The sequence below is a fragment of the Chitinophaga sancti genome, from assembly GCF_034087045.1.
Classification (GTDB): domain Bacteria; phylum Bacteroidota; class Bacteroidia; order Chitinophagales; family Chitinophagaceae; genus Chitinophaga; species Chitinophaga sancti_B.
The window spans coordinates 5786706-5803182 of the sequence record NZ_CP139247.1 but is presented as its reverse complement, the minus strand read 5'-3'; the positions used below and the strand labels follow the sequence as shown (position 1 = coordinate 5803182).

Sequence of the window (16477 nt, the reverse complement as noted above, 5' to 3'; positions counted from 1 at the left end):
AAAACAAACAGCCCCCACTTGCATATGCAAATGAGGGCTGTTTGTTTTTTCTTCTCCCTACATACCTCCTAAAGCCCTATACAACTCAATCGTCCCCAAAAACAACTCCTTCCTGGTATTCGCCAGCGCCAACTCTGCCTCCAACACACTCTTCTGCGCTGTAATCACCTCCAGATAGTTCGCATACCCCGTCATATAAAGGTCATTCGCCGTCGAAACCCCATCCTTCAACATCGTTACCTCGGCTGCTTTCAGCCTGAATGCCTCCTGGCCATTATGCAACTGGCTCAGCGCCGTCATCACTTCCTGGTACCCATCTATCACTCTTTGTCTGTAATTATAAAATGCGCTCAATGCCGTTGCCGAATTCACCTGGTACTGTGCTGCCAGCTGCTTCTTATTGAATATCGGCGCCGTCACACCCCCTAATAACCCATAAGCCACTGACCCCGTATTAAATAATAAATTCGCCCTGAAACTATTAAACCCTACATAAGGATTGATATTCAACGATGGCAAAAACGCCGCCTTCGCTGCTGCCACATCCGCTTTAGCTGCACCCAATTCCAATGCTGCCTGCTGAATATCCGGACGATGAGATAACCATGTCGCTGGCATTCCTTCACTGGCATAAGGAGGCAATGTCGCTGTCAGCAAAGAAGTATCTCTCGGTATCGCCTGCGGAAACCGGCCTAGCAAGGCATTCAACTGATTTTCTAACCTTATTGTCTGTTGCTGAATCCCCATCATCAAACTCTGTGTATTCAACAACTGCGCATGAAATTGCTGCACTGCCAGCAATGTCGCTCTTCCCGCTTCCTGCTGAATACGTACTGTAGCCAATGCTGATTCCTGCAGGACAATATTGCGTTGCAATACAGTTCGCTCATTATCCAACGCCAATAGCTGGTAATACATGCCCGCTACATTCGCTATCAACTGCATGGTCACCAGTCGTCTTCCCTGCTCACTCGCCAGCATCCGCTGCTGTGCCGCTTTCTTAGCATTCTTCAACTTACCCCACAGATCTATTTCCCACGCACTCTTCAAGCCAATAAAGTAATTCGGGGTTGGATTCGGTATCTTTTGATTATTGTCTATATTCTGTGAAAGGTTGGTATCATAGTTACCCACGCCATTCATGGTATAATCACCATATCTTTCTACACCTGCATCTATAGCTGCATTCACAGCCGGCAACCATGCTTTGCTGGCTACCAGCAACTGTGCCTTTGTCATTTCCACCCGCTGCAAGGCCAACTGTATATCCGTATTATTATATAAGGCAGTATCCAGTAATTGCCTGAGATATGGGTCTGCAAAAAACTTTTGGTAAGTAAGTGGGGTTGTAGCTGTTGAATCTTTTGCTTCATTTGATGCATTTGTTACAGCCCCCCCAGGCACCGACTTCACCTCAGCCATCGCAGGCACCACAGGCGCCTCAGGATACTCCACAGCCTTCGGCGTATAACAACTACTCATCAACACCCCTAATACCAACACCGTCACCACATGATGCGCCTTCACCACATGCGGCTTCCTCCTCTTCTCTGCTATACCTGCAAACAGCACATACAACCCCGGAATCACCACCACACCGAATATCGTTCCTATCAACATACCACCCGCTGCCGCCGTACCAATCGACCTATTCCCCATCGCACCTGCTCCATTCGCAATACACAAAGGGATCAACCCCGCAATAAACGCAAACGAAGTCATCAAAATCGGCCGCAAACGAGACACCGCACCTTCCTTCGCACTTTCCAATATCGAAGCCCCATGCTTATGTTTCAGGATCGCAAACTCTACTATCAATATCGCATTCTTGCCTAACAAACCTACCAGCATCACCAATGCCACCTGCGCATAAATATTATTCTCCAACCCCGCCAGTTTCAACGTAAGGAAAGCCCCGAAGATGCCCGCCGGTAGTGATAATATCACTGGCAATGGCAGTAAGAAACTCTCATACTGTGCAGCCAGTAACAAATACACAAACAACAAAACAATCGCAAAAATGTACACTGCCTGGTTACCAGAAAGGATCTGTTCTCTCGTCATCCCACTCCACTCATAACTAAATCCACGTGGCAGTTTCTGCTTCGCCACTTCTTCAATGGCTTTGATAGCATCACCACTACTATATCCTGGCGCCGCATCACCGTTCACCATCGCCGCTGTATACATATTATAACGTGTGAGCTGCTCAGGTCCAAACACTCTTTCGAGACTTATAAAGTTGGAATAAGGCACCATCTCGCCTTTATCATTCTTGACATATAAATGCAGGATATCTTCCGGCTTGGTTCTATAACGGGGCGATGCCTGTACCATCACCTTGTACATCTGTCCGAATCGAATAAAGTTAGAGGCATAATAACTACCCAGCAATGTTTGCAACGTGCTCATGGCATTGTCGATACTCACGCCCTTCTTCGCTGCCATGGCCTGATCCACATGAATCATATATTGTGGAAAGTCAGGATCAAAGCTGGTAAATGCACTTCCGATTTCTTTCCTTTCTTTCAATGCGTTGATGAATGCCGTCGTTACATCCGCTGTTTGTCGTAAGTCACCGCTACCACTCTTGTCCAGCACCCTCAATTCAAAACCACTCGAGTTACCAAAACCCGGTACGGTCGGAGGTGGGAAGAACTCAATTCTTGCATCATTAATGTGGCGGGTATTTTTCTCTAATTGTGCTATGATCTCTTTCACCGAACGGTTTCTTTCCTCCCAGGGTTTCAGGTTCACCATACCCATACCATAGCTGGCACCCGCTACTTCACTCACCAGACTATACCCTGCCAGTGTAGATACTGATTCTGTTTCTTCCAGGTTCGCTGCTACTTTCTGTACCTCATCCAGCACAGCTTCCGTTCTGGACACGGTGGCACCTGCAGGGGTTGTGACGTTCACATAGATCATACCCTGATCTTCAGCCGGAATAAAGCCTCCGGGCAGAATGGCACTTATACCCCAGGTAGCAATGAAAAACAGTGCCAGCATCCCGATAGTGATCATGCGCCTGCCTGCAATATATCCTACCAGGTGCTGGTATTTCTTTTCTGTCTTATTATAACGATAGTTAAATTTATCGAAGAACTTTTGTAGCCATGTACGCGGCTTGCCCGCTGCATGGTGATTTTTGAGCATAATGGCACACAGGGCAGGCGTGAGGGTTACGGCATTGATACCAGATATTACAATTGCAATCGCCATGGTGAGGGAGAACTGCCTGTAGAACACGCCCACAGGCCCTGAGAGGAATGCTACTGGTATAAATACGGCAGACATGACCAATGTAATCGCTACCAGTGCCCCGCTTATTTCCCGCATGGCTGCCAGTGTTGCCTGCATGGGAGCCATGTGCTGATCATGCATTTTTACATGCACCGCTTCCACCACCACAATGGCGTTATCGACCACAATACCAATGGCCAGTACTAATGCAAACAGGGTGAGCAGGTTGATCGAGAACCCCAAAATTTGCATAAATGCCAATGTACCGATCAATGCTACCGGCACTGCCAGCGCAGGTATAAGGGTAGAGCGGAAGTCCTGTATAAAGAGGAATACCACGATAAACACTAAGAGGAATGCTTCTACCAGTGTACGTAATACCTCATGTATAGAGGCATCCAGGAAACGGGATACGTCGTAGTTGAAGTTGTACGTCATGCCCGGTGGAAAAGAGGTTTCCTTCAGTTCAGCCATACGGCTTTTTACATTCGCAATTACATCCTGTGCATTGGAACCAGGACGTTGTTTGAGCATGATAGAAGCAGAAGGCTTCCCATCTGTTTTGGATACCATGCCATAACTGAGTGAGCCAAATTCCACGTCCGCCACTTCTTTCAGCTGTAATACAGAGCCGTCGGCATTGGCGCGGATGATGATGTTTTTGTATTGTTCTGGTGTAAAGAATTTTCCGGTATAGCGTAAGATGTATTGTAATACCTGTGGATCATTGTCAGCGGCTTCCCCTGTTTTACCTGGGGCTGCTTCAATGTTTTGTTTACGGATGGCTTCCACCACTTCGTCCGCACTCACGCTGTAAGCCAGCATACGATCGGGTTTCAGCCATACGCGCATGGCGTATTCCTTCGCGCCCATGATCTCTGCAAAGCCAACGCCATCAATACGTTTTAACTCCTGCAATACATTGATGTCTGCAAAGTTGTAAATGAATTTTTCATTGAGCGTGCTGTCTTCGCTCATGATGTTGAGGTAGAGCAGCATACTGTTCACTTCTTTTTCCGTGCTCACACCGGCTTTGATCACCTCTTCAGGTAATTCATCGAGGATGGTGGCTACACGGTTCTGTACGTTTACTGCGGCCTGGTCCGGATCTGTACCAACGGCGAAAGAAACGGAGATCAATGTGACACCGGTATTGCTGGATACAGACGACATGTAGGTCATACCCGGTACGCCATTGATGGCTCTTTCCAGTGGAGTGGCCACGGCTTTGGCACATACTTCCGCATTCGCACCCGTGTATTTGGCGGTAACGGTAACGGATGGAGGGACGATGTCTGGAAATTGGGTGACTGGCAGAGAGAATAGTGCCAGTAGGCCCAGCAGGACTATGATTAATGAGATAACTAGCGACAGCACGGGCCGCTTGATAAATGTATCAAACATAAAATGATGTAAAAGATGAAAATGATTTATCTATCTGGTCGCACAACTTAGATGAATGCCACCGGATTGATAATTTGCTTTAAAGGGTACGGATGCTATCCAGCGGAATCACTACACAGACAGATCACTGCACTGCTAATTACAATGCCCTGATACTATCCAGCGGAATCACTGTACAGATAGATCACTGTACAGACAGATCACAACACTGCTAATTACAATGCCCTGATGCTATCCAGCGGAATCACCGTCGGATTGATCTGCATACCCTCTCTAAGATTGCGTACCCCTTCGTACACCACCCTGTCTCCCGGCTTCAGACCTGCCTGTACAATGTAACAGTTAGCCATCCTCGGTCCTGGACTAAAGCTTTTCATCTTTACATGGTTATTTGCATCCAGCAGGAATACATAGTTTTTATCCTGCATTTCAAACACTGCCTTCTGTGGAATCAGCATCGTGCTATCCAAATCAGCAGCGAGTCGTATCTTACCACTGGCGCCATGTTTCAGCAGCGCTTTCGGATTTGGAAATTTCGCTCTGAATGCAATGGAACCAGTACTTTCTTCAAATTCACTTTCGATCGTCTCTATCTTTCCTTTATAAGGATAGAGGGTGCCATCTGCCAGTATCAGCTCTACTTCTGCATGCTGGTTATCTTTTGCACTTCGCTTATGCTGTAAGTATTCAGTCTCCGATACATTGAAGTAAGCATACATATCCTGAATGTCTGAGACAGAAGTCAGCAGTGCGCCTTCGGCTATCAGGCTACCTGTTTTAGAAGGTAATCTATCAATATAACCGTTAAATGGTGCACGGATAGACGTATAAGCCAATCGTGTAGCGGCATTGGTTTCTGCACTGCGTGCTTCTTCCACCCTGGCATTGGCCGCAGCTACTTTCGCGCTGGCCACTTCCAGTTCTGTTTTGGCAATCACCTTTTTATCTACCAGCAATTGTACCCTTGATTGTTCCAGCAGCGCCGTTTTTGCGTCTGCAACCGCACTGCTGTAAGCTGCTTTGGCGCGTGCAAGTTCTGCTCTGAACTCTTCGTCGTTAAGACTAAAAAGTAGTTGTCCCTTTTGTACATGTTGACCCTCGTCTACATAGATTTTATTGAGGAACCCGTTTACACGGGCACGGATCTCTACATTCCGTACTGCCTCAATATTGGCTACGTAGTTCTTGTGTAATATAGTGTCTGTAAGTGCAAGTTGCACTACAGGATAAGTGTTCAGGTTATCCGTCGTATTATTTTTCTCTCCTTTGGTAATACATCCCCCCAGGGCGATGCTCAACAATATCACAGTAGTTGTGCGCATGATAGGTATCAGTCATTTGGTTTCGTGTATACAATAGGATGCCCGTAATGACGTATCAATCATAACGGGGGCCTTGTATACATAGTAATACAATTCTATTTCATCATCTATAAATGAGGAAATGCTCAAAAGAGGGTATACCTGAAGAGAAACTTATAGTAGGCGGGTAGAAAGGCATCATGCCATTGGTAGATGCCGGTTTTGTTTTCGTTTCCTGGTACATATTGGGCCAGGAGGAGCTGTAACTGTTGTAGGCGTGTTGTAAATGAGTACTGTTGTGAAGTAGCAGAAATATAGAATCGGCGCTTGTGACGGGGTTCGTGCGCGCGGGAAATGAATGCAATCTGATTCTCAGTGAGGTCTTCCGGTAAGTCTTCCATTAATGAGATGGGAAGGTGGAGGAAGAAGTGAGAAGGGTTGAGATCAAAGTGAGGACGATGGGTTGTTTGCGCACGAAAAGACAATTCCTGAGAACGGTGTGTAACCTGCGTGCGCATCGAAAGATCCTTAGGGGGGTGTACAGCCAGTGCACGATGCTGACGGTTGCTGGCTTGCAACGGCACATCCTGTGCACAGCTTCCTGGTTGTACCTGCAACCCTACATCATATAAACGATTATCCGTAGCATACCCCTTCAAACCATTAAAAATGGTCAGTAACAGGAAAACAAATAAAAACCTGTTCCGAAAGGTATGATCGGTTTTTAGTTGAAGCATATTAGTTCGCAATCGTCTGTTGATAGTTGCAAATATAAAAATTTACCGTTACATATCAAACAGCTAATGGATGAGTGGTGATGGCACTATCCTTGTTGCACATAATAATAAACGTAATCAGGATGAAAGCGCTACAACTTTTCGGAATCGTAATAATATCTGCCATAGCCTGTAATGACCCCGTGAAAAGTCCGGACAGGATGGCGGATGAAAAACAACAGGGAACCCCCAGTAGTGAGGATATCGCCATGCAGGCACAGCAGTTTAAGACTGCAGAAGGGCTGCGGAATTCGGGTGTGATGATAAAAGGGAATTATAAATTTGTGGTGAAAGTAAATGGAGATGGATCTGTACGATCACTCATGATCTCTTCACAGGACCTGAGAGGGGATACGACAAAACCTGCGCAGGATAGTACGGTGATATATGATGTGAAGGGGAAAGTTACCAATATGGATGTAAGTGACCTGGATGGTGATGGTAATCCCGAAGTGTTTGCATTTACAAAATCAGATGGAACAGATGCTGAGGGCAGTGTGTATGGATTGACATTTATACAGCACAAAGCGGTGAGGATCTTTTCGGGAGATGTAGATAAAGATAGTATTCCAGGATATAGTGGCAGGGATACCTTTTATGTTCAGCAGCGATATTTAGTGAGGAAATTTCCTGATGGTAAACAATTAAAGACCATCAGATACGCATTGAAAAAAGAAAATCAACGGTATATATTGAAAGAAGCTAAATAAAAAATGGCCACTGCATTACGTGCAGTGGCCATTTTCAATATTACATAAAACCTAATTCCAGTTTCGCTTCTTCACTCATCATATCCCTATTCCATGCAGGTTCAAAAGTAAGCGTTACATCACAATCTGTCACTCCTTCCACTGCTTTAACCTTCTCATCTACCTCACGTACAATATCTCCCGCTACAGGGCAGGCAGGTGCTGTCAGCGTCATTGTAATCCCTACCCTGTTATCATCATTAATCCTGATTTCATAAATCAATCCCAGTTCCCATATATTCACCGGAATTTCAGGATCATATACTGTCTTCAGTACATCTTCTATCTGATCTCTTAAGTTCATTGTTGCGATTTTACCTGGTAAGCTAATCCGTATATTTTCATCTGCTTGAGCATGCTCAGCAAGCCATTGGAGCGGGTAGGAGACAAGTGGCTGCGCAGGCCAATTTCGTCGATAAAATAAATCTCAGATTCGGCAATTTCCTTTGGCGTGTGGCCGGATAATACACCTACCAATAAACTCACCAATCCTTTTGTGATCACGGCATCACTGTCTGCCGTGAAGATGAGTTTACCATCTACCAGGTCAGTATGCAGCCATACCTGTGACTGGCAACCTTTGATGAGGTTATCGTCTGTTTTATATTTCGGGTCTATCAGTGGCAGATCCTTACCAAGCTGGATAATGTATTCATACTTATCCATCCATTCATCCATAAAGGAGAAGTCGGAAATGAGCTCGTCTTGTTTTTCGTTGATCGTCATACTTCCTGTTTATTAAACTCCGGCCTTCAGCCGGCAACCAGGACCTTTCCTTTGGTAGGAAATTCCTTTATTGATATTATCTCAACATGCCGGCAGCGCGATTGATTGCCACCACCAGTCTGTCAATATCTTCCTTATTTGTATACATTGCAAAACTCGCTCTCACCGTACCCGGAATGCAAAAGAAATCCATCACCGGCTCTGCACAATGGTGTCCCGTTCTGATCGCCACGCCCTGCTTATCCAGCAACTCACCCAGATCATACGGATGGATCGCATTTACTAAAAATGAAATGGCGCCAGATCTATTCTTTGGATTTCCAATGAATCGCAGTCCTTCTACAGTAGACAATTGCTCAACTGCATAGTTCACCAATTGCTCTTCATACGCATGAATATTTTCTATCCCGATCTCCTGCACATATTTCACTGCCGCACCCAAAGCGATCGCACCACTGATATCAGGGGTACCTGCTTCATATTTAAACGGCAATTCATTGTAAGTTGTCTTTGCAAATGTAACGGTCTTGATCATATCGCCACCGCCCTGATAAGGAGGCAGTTTATCCAACCATTCTCTCTTACCGTACAAGATACCAATACCGGTCGGACCGTACACTTTATGCCCTGAAAACGCGATGAAATCAGCATCCAGTTCCTGTACATCCAGCGGCATATGTTGAATAGCCTGTGCAGCATCCAGCATGACAGGAATATTGTGCGCATGTGCCTGTGCAATGATATCACGCACCGGGTTCACGGTACCTAAAGAATTAGATACATAGGCCACACTCACAATCTTCGTTTTATCAGAGAGCAGGTTAGTGTATTCACTCATGATCAACTCCCCATTCTCATCCATCGGAATCACCTTCAACACAGCTCCTCTGTCTTCACACATAATCTGCCAGGGAACAATATTAGAATGGTGTTCCATTGCAGACACAATCACTTCATCACCGGGCTTAATGATGCCTCTGCCAAATACATTTGCGATCAGGTTAATGCTATCAGTGGTTCCTTTGGTAAAGATCACTTCTTCATGCTCCCGTGCATTGATAAAACCCGCAATGATATGACGGGCGCTTTCGTATTCTTCAGAAGCTACCTGGCTCAGGTGGTGCACCCCACGATGCACATTACTGTTGTAATGCTTATAATACCGCTCCAGCGTATCCAGCACTACCTGTGGCTTTTGTGTCGTAGCTGAATTATCAAGATATACAAGCGGTTTACCATACACCTTTTCCTGCAACAGCGGGAAATCCTTTCTGATCTTATCTATATCTAATGCCGGTGCAGCGATATCTGGAACGTGTGCCATATTATTCAATTTTGAAAAGACGGAGGTCATGTCATACTAAGACGACATGACCTCCTGCAAAGATCGTAATTTCTTACGGAATTAATTATTGATAGCGCCGGTTACATACCTGCGGATCTTGTCGGAGAGAAACTCCTGTAATGCAGGGATATGTACCTGGTCGGTAATATCAAATGCAAATGCATTTACCATGAGTGTTTTGGCAGCTTCCTCACCAATACCACGGGAGCGGAGGTAGAACAATGCTTCTTCACTAAAGCGGCCTACGGTAAAACCGTGGCTACACTTCACGTCGTCAGCATATATTTCCAGTTGTGGCTGTGAGTTGATATTTGCCTTTTCGCTCATCAGCAGGTTATTATTCTGCTGGAAAGCGTTTGTTTTCTGTGCATCCTGGTGAACCATGATCTTGCCGGTGAAAACACCTTTTGCATTATCCAGCAGTACGCCTTTGTACAGTTCATTACTGTTACAATTGGGTACCTGGTGGTCCACGAAGGTATGGTTATCTACATGCTGCTGTTCGGTAGCGAGGAAGAGGCCATGCAGGTTGGTCTCTGTATTGCTGCCGGCCAGTGCCACGCTCAGGTTATTGCGCGTGAGCTCAGCCGCAGGCAGGGTGAAGTTGAAGTGATGGTAGCGGCTGTCAGCTTTCTGCAGGGCAGAGGTGTGGTAGATGTGGCGGCTATTTTTAATAGTGCTCTGTACATTGTAATGCCAGAGTTCCGCGTTCTCTTCCAGTACTACTTCCGTTACGCTGTTCACAAATGTGATTGCTTCTTCGTTCAGACCTACTGTGCTCTCGATGATTTCGAGGGTAGCGCTTTTATGCAGTATCACCAGGTGGCGGGGCTGAATGAAAGCATTAACAGCGGCTGTATATACATGAATGATGTGCAGTGGTTTATCGAGGCTGGCGTTTACACCTGCTTCAATGAACAGACCATCGGCAAAGAAGGCTGCATTGAGGGCTGCAAAAGGTTGTTTTTGCAGGTGGGGGTGTTTATCGAACCATGCCTGGAGTTGAGCATTCCCGGCGGCATCGCTGATTTTGGAAATAGTGATCTTTCCATCAGCAGGCAGCTGAGACAACGCTGTTTGCAGGCGTCCGTTCACCAGTACAGCGGTATAGCTGTCCAGTTTAGGAATGCCCGTACCGCGTAGTTGCTCGGCAGTTACAGTTGATTGCTCTTCTTCTGCCAGGGTGAATGCATCTTTCAGATAGCGCTGTATGTTAGTATAGCGCCATTCTTCAGTTTTGAGGGTTGGAAGGCCCAGGGAGCGAAAGCGGCTAAAAGCCTCTTTACGCGCAGGCAGGATGGCGTTGTTCACGTCCACCTGCTGTTCAGGACCCGGCATCCCGTTGGATATAAAGTCGTAAAATGATTTATTGATATCGCTAGTCATGTGTTGAAATCTATAGACCGATTGCCTGAGTTAAAAACTTATACCGATTCTTTCTGATGTACATCTTCTTTCAGCCAGTCGTAGCCCTTTTCTTCCAGTTCCAGCGCCAGGTCTTTGTTACCGGTTTTTACGATCACCCCATCAGCCAGTACGTGTACAAAGTCAGGTACGATATAATCGAGCAGGCGTTGATAGTGAGTGATCACCATGAATGCTTTGTCAGCAGCCCGCAGTTTGTTTACACCGCTTGCTACAATACGCAGCGCATCTATATCCAGACCAGAGTCAGTTTCGTCGAGGATAGCAAATTTTGGATCCAGCATTGCCATCTGGAAAACTTCGTTACGTTTCTTTTCACCACCAGAAAAACCTTCATTCAGAGAGCGGTTCATCAGGTTAGCATTAAAGTCCATCATCTGCTGTTTCTCTTTGGTCAGTTTCAGGAATTCCTTTGCTTCGATTGCAGGCAGACTATGGTAAGCCCTGATCTCGTTCAGCGCAGTCTTGAGGAAATTCAGGTTAGATACACCTGGAATTTCTACAGGGTACTGGAATGCCAGGAACACACCTTCACGGGCGCGGTCTTCAGGAGACATGTCCAGCAGGTTTTTGCCGTCGAAGATCACTTCACCTTCAGTCACTGTATAGTTCTCACGACCAGCGAGCACAGAAGCCAGGGAGCTTTTGCCGGCACCGTTAGGTCCCATGATGGCATGCATCTCACCAGCTTTGATTTCCAGGTTCAGGCCCTTTAATATTTTCTTACCGTCTACTTCTGCGTGCAGATTTTTAATCGTCAGCATGATATGTTTTGTTTCTCTGTTGTTTTCTTTGTAAATAATATATCTTTCCTTGTCTGCTATCCTACACTACCTTCAAGTGTAATGGACAGCAGTTTTTGTGCTTCTACCGCGAACTCCATAGGGAGCTGGTTCAATACTTCCTTTGCATAACCGTTCACGATGAGGGCTACTGCCTGTTCTGTATTGATACCACGTTGGTTGAGGTAGAAGATCTGGTCTTCCCCGATCTTGGAAGTAGTCGCTTCGTGTTCTACCGTAGCGGTGCTATTCTTTGATTCGATGTAAGGGAAGGTATGAGCGCCACAGCGATCGCCTATGAGCAGGGAGTCGCACTGGGTAAAGTTACGTGCATTGGCAGCGCGTGGACCTACCTGTACAAGACCGCGATAGGTATTATCACTGGTACCTGCAGAAATACCTTTTGAAATGATACGGCTGCGGGTGTTGCGACCCAGGTGATATATTTTGGTTCCGGTATCAGCAATCTGCTTGTTGCGGGTTACTGCTACGGAATAGAATTCGCCTTCAGCATCATCGCCCTGCAGGATCACACTTGGATATTTCCAGGTGATAGCGGAGCCGGTTTCTACCTGTGTCCAGGAGATCTTGCTGCTATTTCCTTTACAGATACCACGCTTGGTTACGAAGTTGTAAATACCACCTTTACCATCTTTATCACCGGGATACCAGTTTTGAACAGTAGAGTATTTGATCTCTGCATGGTTCAGCGCAACGAGTTCCACAACTGCAGCGTGCAGCTGGTTTTCATCGCGGCGTGGAGCCGTACAGCCTTCGAGATAACTTACGTAGGCATTATCGTCGCAAATGATGAGGGTACGTTCGAACTGACCGGTATTTTCCGCATTGATACGGAAGTAGGTGCTCAGTTCCATCGGACAGCGTACGCCTTTTGGAATATATACAAATGAGCCATCGGAGAATACTGCTGCATTCAGCGCGGCAAAGATGTTGTCAGAGTGAGGAACTACGGTACCCAGGTATTCTTTTACCAGGTCTGGATGTTCACGTACTGCTTCACCAAAGGAGCAGAAGATGACACCGAGTTCGCCTAATTTTTCGCGGAAAGTAGTAGCAACGGATACGCTATCGAACACCACGTCCACAGCCACACCGGAGAGCGCTTTCTGCTCATTCAGGGGGATACCCAGTTTCTCCATGGTCGCCAGGATTTCAGGATCAACTTCATCCAGGCTTTGTAATGATTTTCTTTTTGGAGCGGCATAGAAAGAAATCTTCTGGAGGTCTATTTCCGGCATTTTAAAGTGCTGCCATGCTGGCCACTGCATTTTCTGGAAGGCAGCGAATGCCTTCAGGCGCCATTGAAGGAGCCATTCTGGTTCTTCCTTTTTAGCTGAGATGTAGCGAATGGTATCCTCGTTGAGCCCAACGGGTGCCATTTCCATCTCGATGTCGGTGGTGAAGCCAAACTCGTATTCCTTGTTGGCTATGTCGTCAATTATTTCGTTGCTATTTCTCATTTTCCGGATTAATTAAGGTTGTGGGCCTCCTGTTTTTATTTAATATTATACAGCGAAGCTCTCGCCACAACTACATGTACGGGTAGCATTTGGATTGTTAAAGAAAAGCCCTTTACCGTTCAGACCGTCACTATAGTCTAATTCTGTACCGTAAAGATACAAGAGGCTTTTCATCTGTACTACTATCTTAACACCTTTATCTTCAAAGATTTGATCGCCTTCCTGTTTTTCAGACTCCTCAAATTTCAGTACATATTCCAGGCCTGAACAACCGCCTCCCTTTACGCCTACGCGCACAAAGGTGTCAGCTGCATGGTTTTCCTTGATCATCAAGTCCTTAATATATAAGCTAGCTTTATCTGATACTGTTATCATAATGCTTCCTTTTTTATGATATTAACCTATTACTTTATGTGTTTCAAAACCTGTGCTTCTCCTAACAGGGAGACCAGTCTATCGAACTTATTCTTGTATGGCTCGGTAAAATCTTTTCCGTCAGCGGTATACAGGTGTTCTTTCATAATGGGAACGGAGTAAGGTAATACCCACGCTCTCAATGCTTTCGCTACGGAATCCATCGCGTTGATACCCTGCATGGCCTGATGGCCATCTCCCCAGGACACCAAAGCTACGACCTTTCCGGTTAAATATGGATTACTGAGTTTGCTCGTCATTTCTAACCAGTCCAGTGCATTTTTCATGACCCCGGTCATACTTCCATGGTAGAGAGGAGTCAGCCATACGAATACATCTGCTTTGCAAAAGGCATCGCACATGGCCTTAACGGGTTCAGGCATATCGCCTTTCGGATATTCAAAGAACGGTATGTGACCGCCTTTGGGACTAAATACTTCTGTAGAGAAGCCTTTTTGGCGGAACAGTTCTTCAAAATAGGCAGACAGTCTGTTAGCCGTGGTATAAGGAGCGGTGTCCATCGTTCCATTGAAGATCAAGACGTTCATCTATGTCCTTTTGTTTATAGTTAAGCAGCAGGGCTTTTAAGCCGTGGAGCTCGTTGATTATCGCAACAAATTTTTTTTGTCTCCCACAAAATTACGACATTTGAGAATAAAACAAGTAAATACTTGGAAAATTATAAACCCATCACGAAAGCGACTGCAGATAGATTTTTGCAGTTACTGAAAACGAAGGGGCCTCAGTCGGCCGCTATGTTGGCGGCTGCTTTGAATATTACAGGAGAAGGCGCCCGGCTGCAACTGCTGAAACTGGCAGAAGAAGGACTGGTGATGTCGGTAACGACATCAAAGGGGGTTGGACGTCCGGTACAGATCTGGGATCTGACGCCGGTGGGGCATGCCCATTTTCCTGATACGCATGCAGAATTTACCTTACAATTATTAGAGACGATCAAAGTGGAGCTGGGCGAAGATGCCCTCGAGAAAGTCGTGGCTGCCCGGGAACAGCAGCAACATGAAAAATATTTTAATGCCCTGTCGGGTATTACTGATGTAGCAGATAAGCTGGAAGCATTTGCCGCCCTGCGTACCCGGGAAGGATACCTGGCGGAGTGGGCAGAAGATGGAGAAGGAGGTTATTTCTTTATAGAAAACCACTGTCCGATCTGTAATGCCGCCCTGAATTGTGCAAACATCTGTAAATCAGAACTCAGGACTTTTAAAAACCTGATGGGTGATGGGGTGGAGGTCGAGCGCGCTGACCATATTATCAGCGGCGCCCGAAGGTGTGTATATAAGATTGTCGTTTTAGTAAATCCGCTTTCCTAAAATATCCAGGCTTCTTTCTACGCCATCCAGTACGGCGATGTTGGGCAGATGTGCCCAGGAAGTGAAACCCAGTTTCTCAAATAATTTAATACTTGGCTCATTGTGGGAGAAGATAAATCCCAGCAGCGATTTTATGCCGATGGTCGGGCATTGTGCCATGGCGTATTCCAGTATTTTTTTGCCATAACCTTTACCTCGTTGATTCTCATCTAAATAGATACTGATTTCGGCGGTACCGTCGTAGGCCGGCCGGCCATAAAAGGACTGGAAGCTCACCCAGCCTATCATGATTCCATTTTCTTCTACTACCCATAAAGGGCGTTTTTCCGGGTTGTGAACATTGAACCAGGGCATTCGGCTTTCTACGGATACAGGTTCTGTGTCGGCGGTGACCATACGGCCTGCGATGGTGCTGTTGTAAATGGCTACAATAGCCGGCATGTCGAGGGTGGTGGCGTTTCTGAATTGCATGGGAGCAAAAATATAAAGTTTTTGGAAAGGAATGATAAGGGTGTTTGTAACGCCAAAAATGCTGAAATACCCCCCGTGGAACGCCTCATCCCATGTCAATTCCTTTGGCGTGATGCTCATGGTATGCTGAAATACCCCTGTGGAAACCCTTATCCCATCTATATCCTGTTGGACTATCCCAGCTATTGCACGTCCATAGGTCTTCGCCGGGGATAACCCGCCTATAACCCGCCCATAAGCCGCCTATAACCCGCCAATATCCCGCATCTATATAGAGGCGGGTTATCTACGGGATACCTACGGGTCATTAGCAGTTTATGGTGGGGTTACCTTACTTTTTCACCTAAGGTTGTTTGCTTATTCCTGTCTGGATGAAAGCCTGGCCGACCTTAAATGCCGAAAGCCCGCTATTGCTTGTTGCAACAGCGGGCTTTCGGGGCCGTTTGTAATTTAATAATGTAACTCGTAATTGTAGTCGCCGGACAGGAGGCTAAACATATAAGCATCCACAAATTGCCCTTTCTGGAAAAATGCCTGTCTTAGCAGTCCTTCCTGTTGGAACCCTAATCGCTTCAGGAGGAGAATAGATAATTTATTATCCGGATCTACTACGGCTTCTATGCGGTTCAATGCCAGTTCCTCAAAAGCATATTGGAGCAACCGGTTCAGCGAGGCGGTCATTATGCCCTTGCCCCAGAAGGCGGGGAGGAGGTCATAGCCCATCTCTGCTTTATAATGTGTTTTATTGATATGATGCAATCCACAGGTGCCGATCAGTGTATCATTGTCGGGTTGATAAATGCCCCAGCGCATACCTTCCCCACTCAACAGTTTTTCCCTGAAAAAGGCGACTAACTGTGCTGCCTCGGATACATTGATGAATCGTTCTATATCCATAAAACGGGTCACCTTTTCCGACGAAAATAAATTGAACAATGCGGCGATATCCTTTTCACTGATGGGTCGCAGGAGTAAATCATCTGCTACCAACACTGGAACCTCCACCTCTTTATGTAGATTATTCAT

General features: G+C 46.1%; 15 protein-coding genes. 2 read left to right on the top strand and 13 right to left on the bottom strand.

Annotated elements, in window-relative coordinates:
* Positions 1–57: 57 nt before the first annotated feature.
* The 3 genes from SIO70_RS23515 to SIO70_RS23505 all read right to left on the bottom strand — a co-directional run bounded on the left by SIO70_RS23515 (position 58) and on the right by SIO70_RS23505 (position 6688).
* The gene (locus SIO70_RS23515; protein WP_320574865.1) at positions 58–4650 is read right to left on the bottom strand and encodes an efflux RND transporter permease subunit; all 4593 of its coding nucleotides are present in this window, start codon (positions 4648–4650) and stop codon (positions 58–60) included.
* Between the two features lie 215 nt (positions 4651–4865).
* Positions 4866–5972, bottom strand: a complete 1107-nt coding sequence (locus SIO70_RS23510; protein WP_320574863.1) for an efflux RND transporter periplasmic adaptor subunit — start codon at positions 5970–5972, stop codon at positions 4866–4868.
* 125 nt (positions 5973–6097) lie between these two features.
* The gene (locus SIO70_RS23505) at positions 6098–6688 is read right to left on the bottom strand and encodes a hypothetical protein (protein WP_320574861.1); all 591 of its coding nucleotides are present in this window, start codon (positions 6686–6688) and stop codon (positions 6098–6100) included.
* A 122-nt stretch (positions 6689–6810) separates the two neighbouring features.
* On the opposite strand from SIO70_RS23505, the gene SIO70_RS23500 reads away from it, so the two are divergent.
* Complete coding sequence (locus SIO70_RS23500) at positions 6811–7437, top strand: hypothetical protein (protein ID WP_320574859.1); 627 nt, start codon at positions 6811–6813, stop codon at positions 7435–7437.
* 40 nt (positions 7438–7477) lie between these two features.
* On the opposite strand, the gene SIO70_RS23495 is transcribed toward SIO70_RS23500, so the two are convergent.
* The 8 genes from SIO70_RS23495 to SIO70_RS23460 form a co-directional block, all read right to left on the bottom strand.
* Entirely contained in the window at positions 7478–7789 is a 312-nt protein-coding gene (locus SIO70_RS23495; RefSeq protein ID WP_414017937.1) for an iron-sulfur cluster assembly protein, read from the bottom strand.
* A complete protein-coding gene (locus SIO70_RS23490) occupies positions 7777–8202 on the bottom strand; it encodes a SufE family protein (protein WP_083724671.1) in 426 nt (141 codons plus the stop codon). The genes SIO70_RS23495 and SIO70_RS23490 overlap by 13 nt, the downstream gene beginning before the upstream one ends.
* 76 nt (positions 8203–8278) lie before the next feature.
* A complete protein-coding gene (locus SIO70_RS23485; protein ID WP_320582071.1) occupies positions 8279–9508 on the bottom strand; it encodes a cysteine desulfurase in 1230 nt (409 codons plus the stop codon).
* A 99-nt stretch (positions 9509–9607) separates the two neighbouring features.
* Positions 9608–10933 carry a Fe-S cluster assembly protein SufD gene (gene sufD / locus SIO70_RS23480; protein WP_320574855.1) on the bottom strand — a complete coding sequence of 442 codons (1326 nt, stop codon included), beginning with the start codon at positions 10931–10933 and terminating at the stop codon, positions 9608–9610.
* 38 nt (positions 10934–10971) lie between these two features.
* Complete coding sequence (gene sufC / locus SIO70_RS23475) at positions 10972–11736, bottom strand: Fe-S cluster assembly ATPase SufC (RefSeq protein ID WP_320574853.1); 765 nt, start codon at positions 11734–11736, stop codon at positions 10972–10974.
* Between the two features lie 56 nt (positions 11737–11792).
* The gene (sufB, locus tag SIO70_RS23470) at positions 11793–13235 is read right to left on the bottom strand and encodes a Fe-S cluster assembly protein SufB (protein ID WP_320574851.1); all 1443 of its coding nucleotides are present in this window, start codon (positions 13233–13235) and stop codon (positions 11793–11795) included.
* A 45-nt stretch (positions 13236–13280) separates the two neighbouring features.
* Positions 13281–13565: an iron-sulfur cluster assembly accessory protein gene (locus SIO70_RS23465; protein ID WP_320574849.1), complete on the bottom strand. Its 285-nt coding sequence runs from the start codon at positions 13563–13565 to the stop codon at positions 13281–13283.
* A 74-nt stretch (positions 13566–13639) separates the two neighbouring features.
* Positions 13640–14197 (bottom strand): NADPH-dependent FMN reductase, encoded by a 558-nt coding sequence (locus SIO70_RS23460; RefSeq protein WP_320574847.1) that lies wholly within the window; start codon positions 14195–14197, stop codon positions 13640–13642.
* Positions 14198–14320: 123 nt separating this feature from the next.
* Here SIO70_RS23460 and SIO70_RS23455 point away from each other — a divergent pair, with 123 nt between their 5' ends.
* Positions 14321–14980 (top strand): metalloregulator ArsR/SmtB family transcription factor, encoded by a 660-nt coding sequence (locus SIO70_RS23455; RefSeq protein ID WP_320574845.1) that lies wholly within the window; start codon positions 14321–14323, stop codon positions 14978–14980.
* On the opposite strand, the gene SIO70_RS23450 is transcribed toward SIO70_RS23455, so the two are convergent.
* Both SIO70_RS23450 and SIO70_RS23445 read right to left on the bottom strand, forming a co-directional pair.
* Positions 14960–15451 carry an N-acetyltransferase family protein gene (locus tag SIO70_RS23450; RefSeq protein WP_320574843.1) on the bottom strand — a complete coding sequence of 164 codons (492 nt, stop codon included), beginning with the start codon at positions 15449–15451 and terminating at the stop codon, positions 14960–14962. The two genes, SIO70_RS23455 and SIO70_RS23450, sit on opposite strands and share 21 nt — an antisense overlap.
* Before the next feature lie 450 nt (positions 15452–15901).
* On the bottom strand, positions 15902–16477 hold the full coding sequence (locus SIO70_RS23445) for a GNAT family protein (RefSeq protein WP_320574841.1): 576 nt from the start codon (positions 16475–16477) through the stop codon (positions 15902–15904).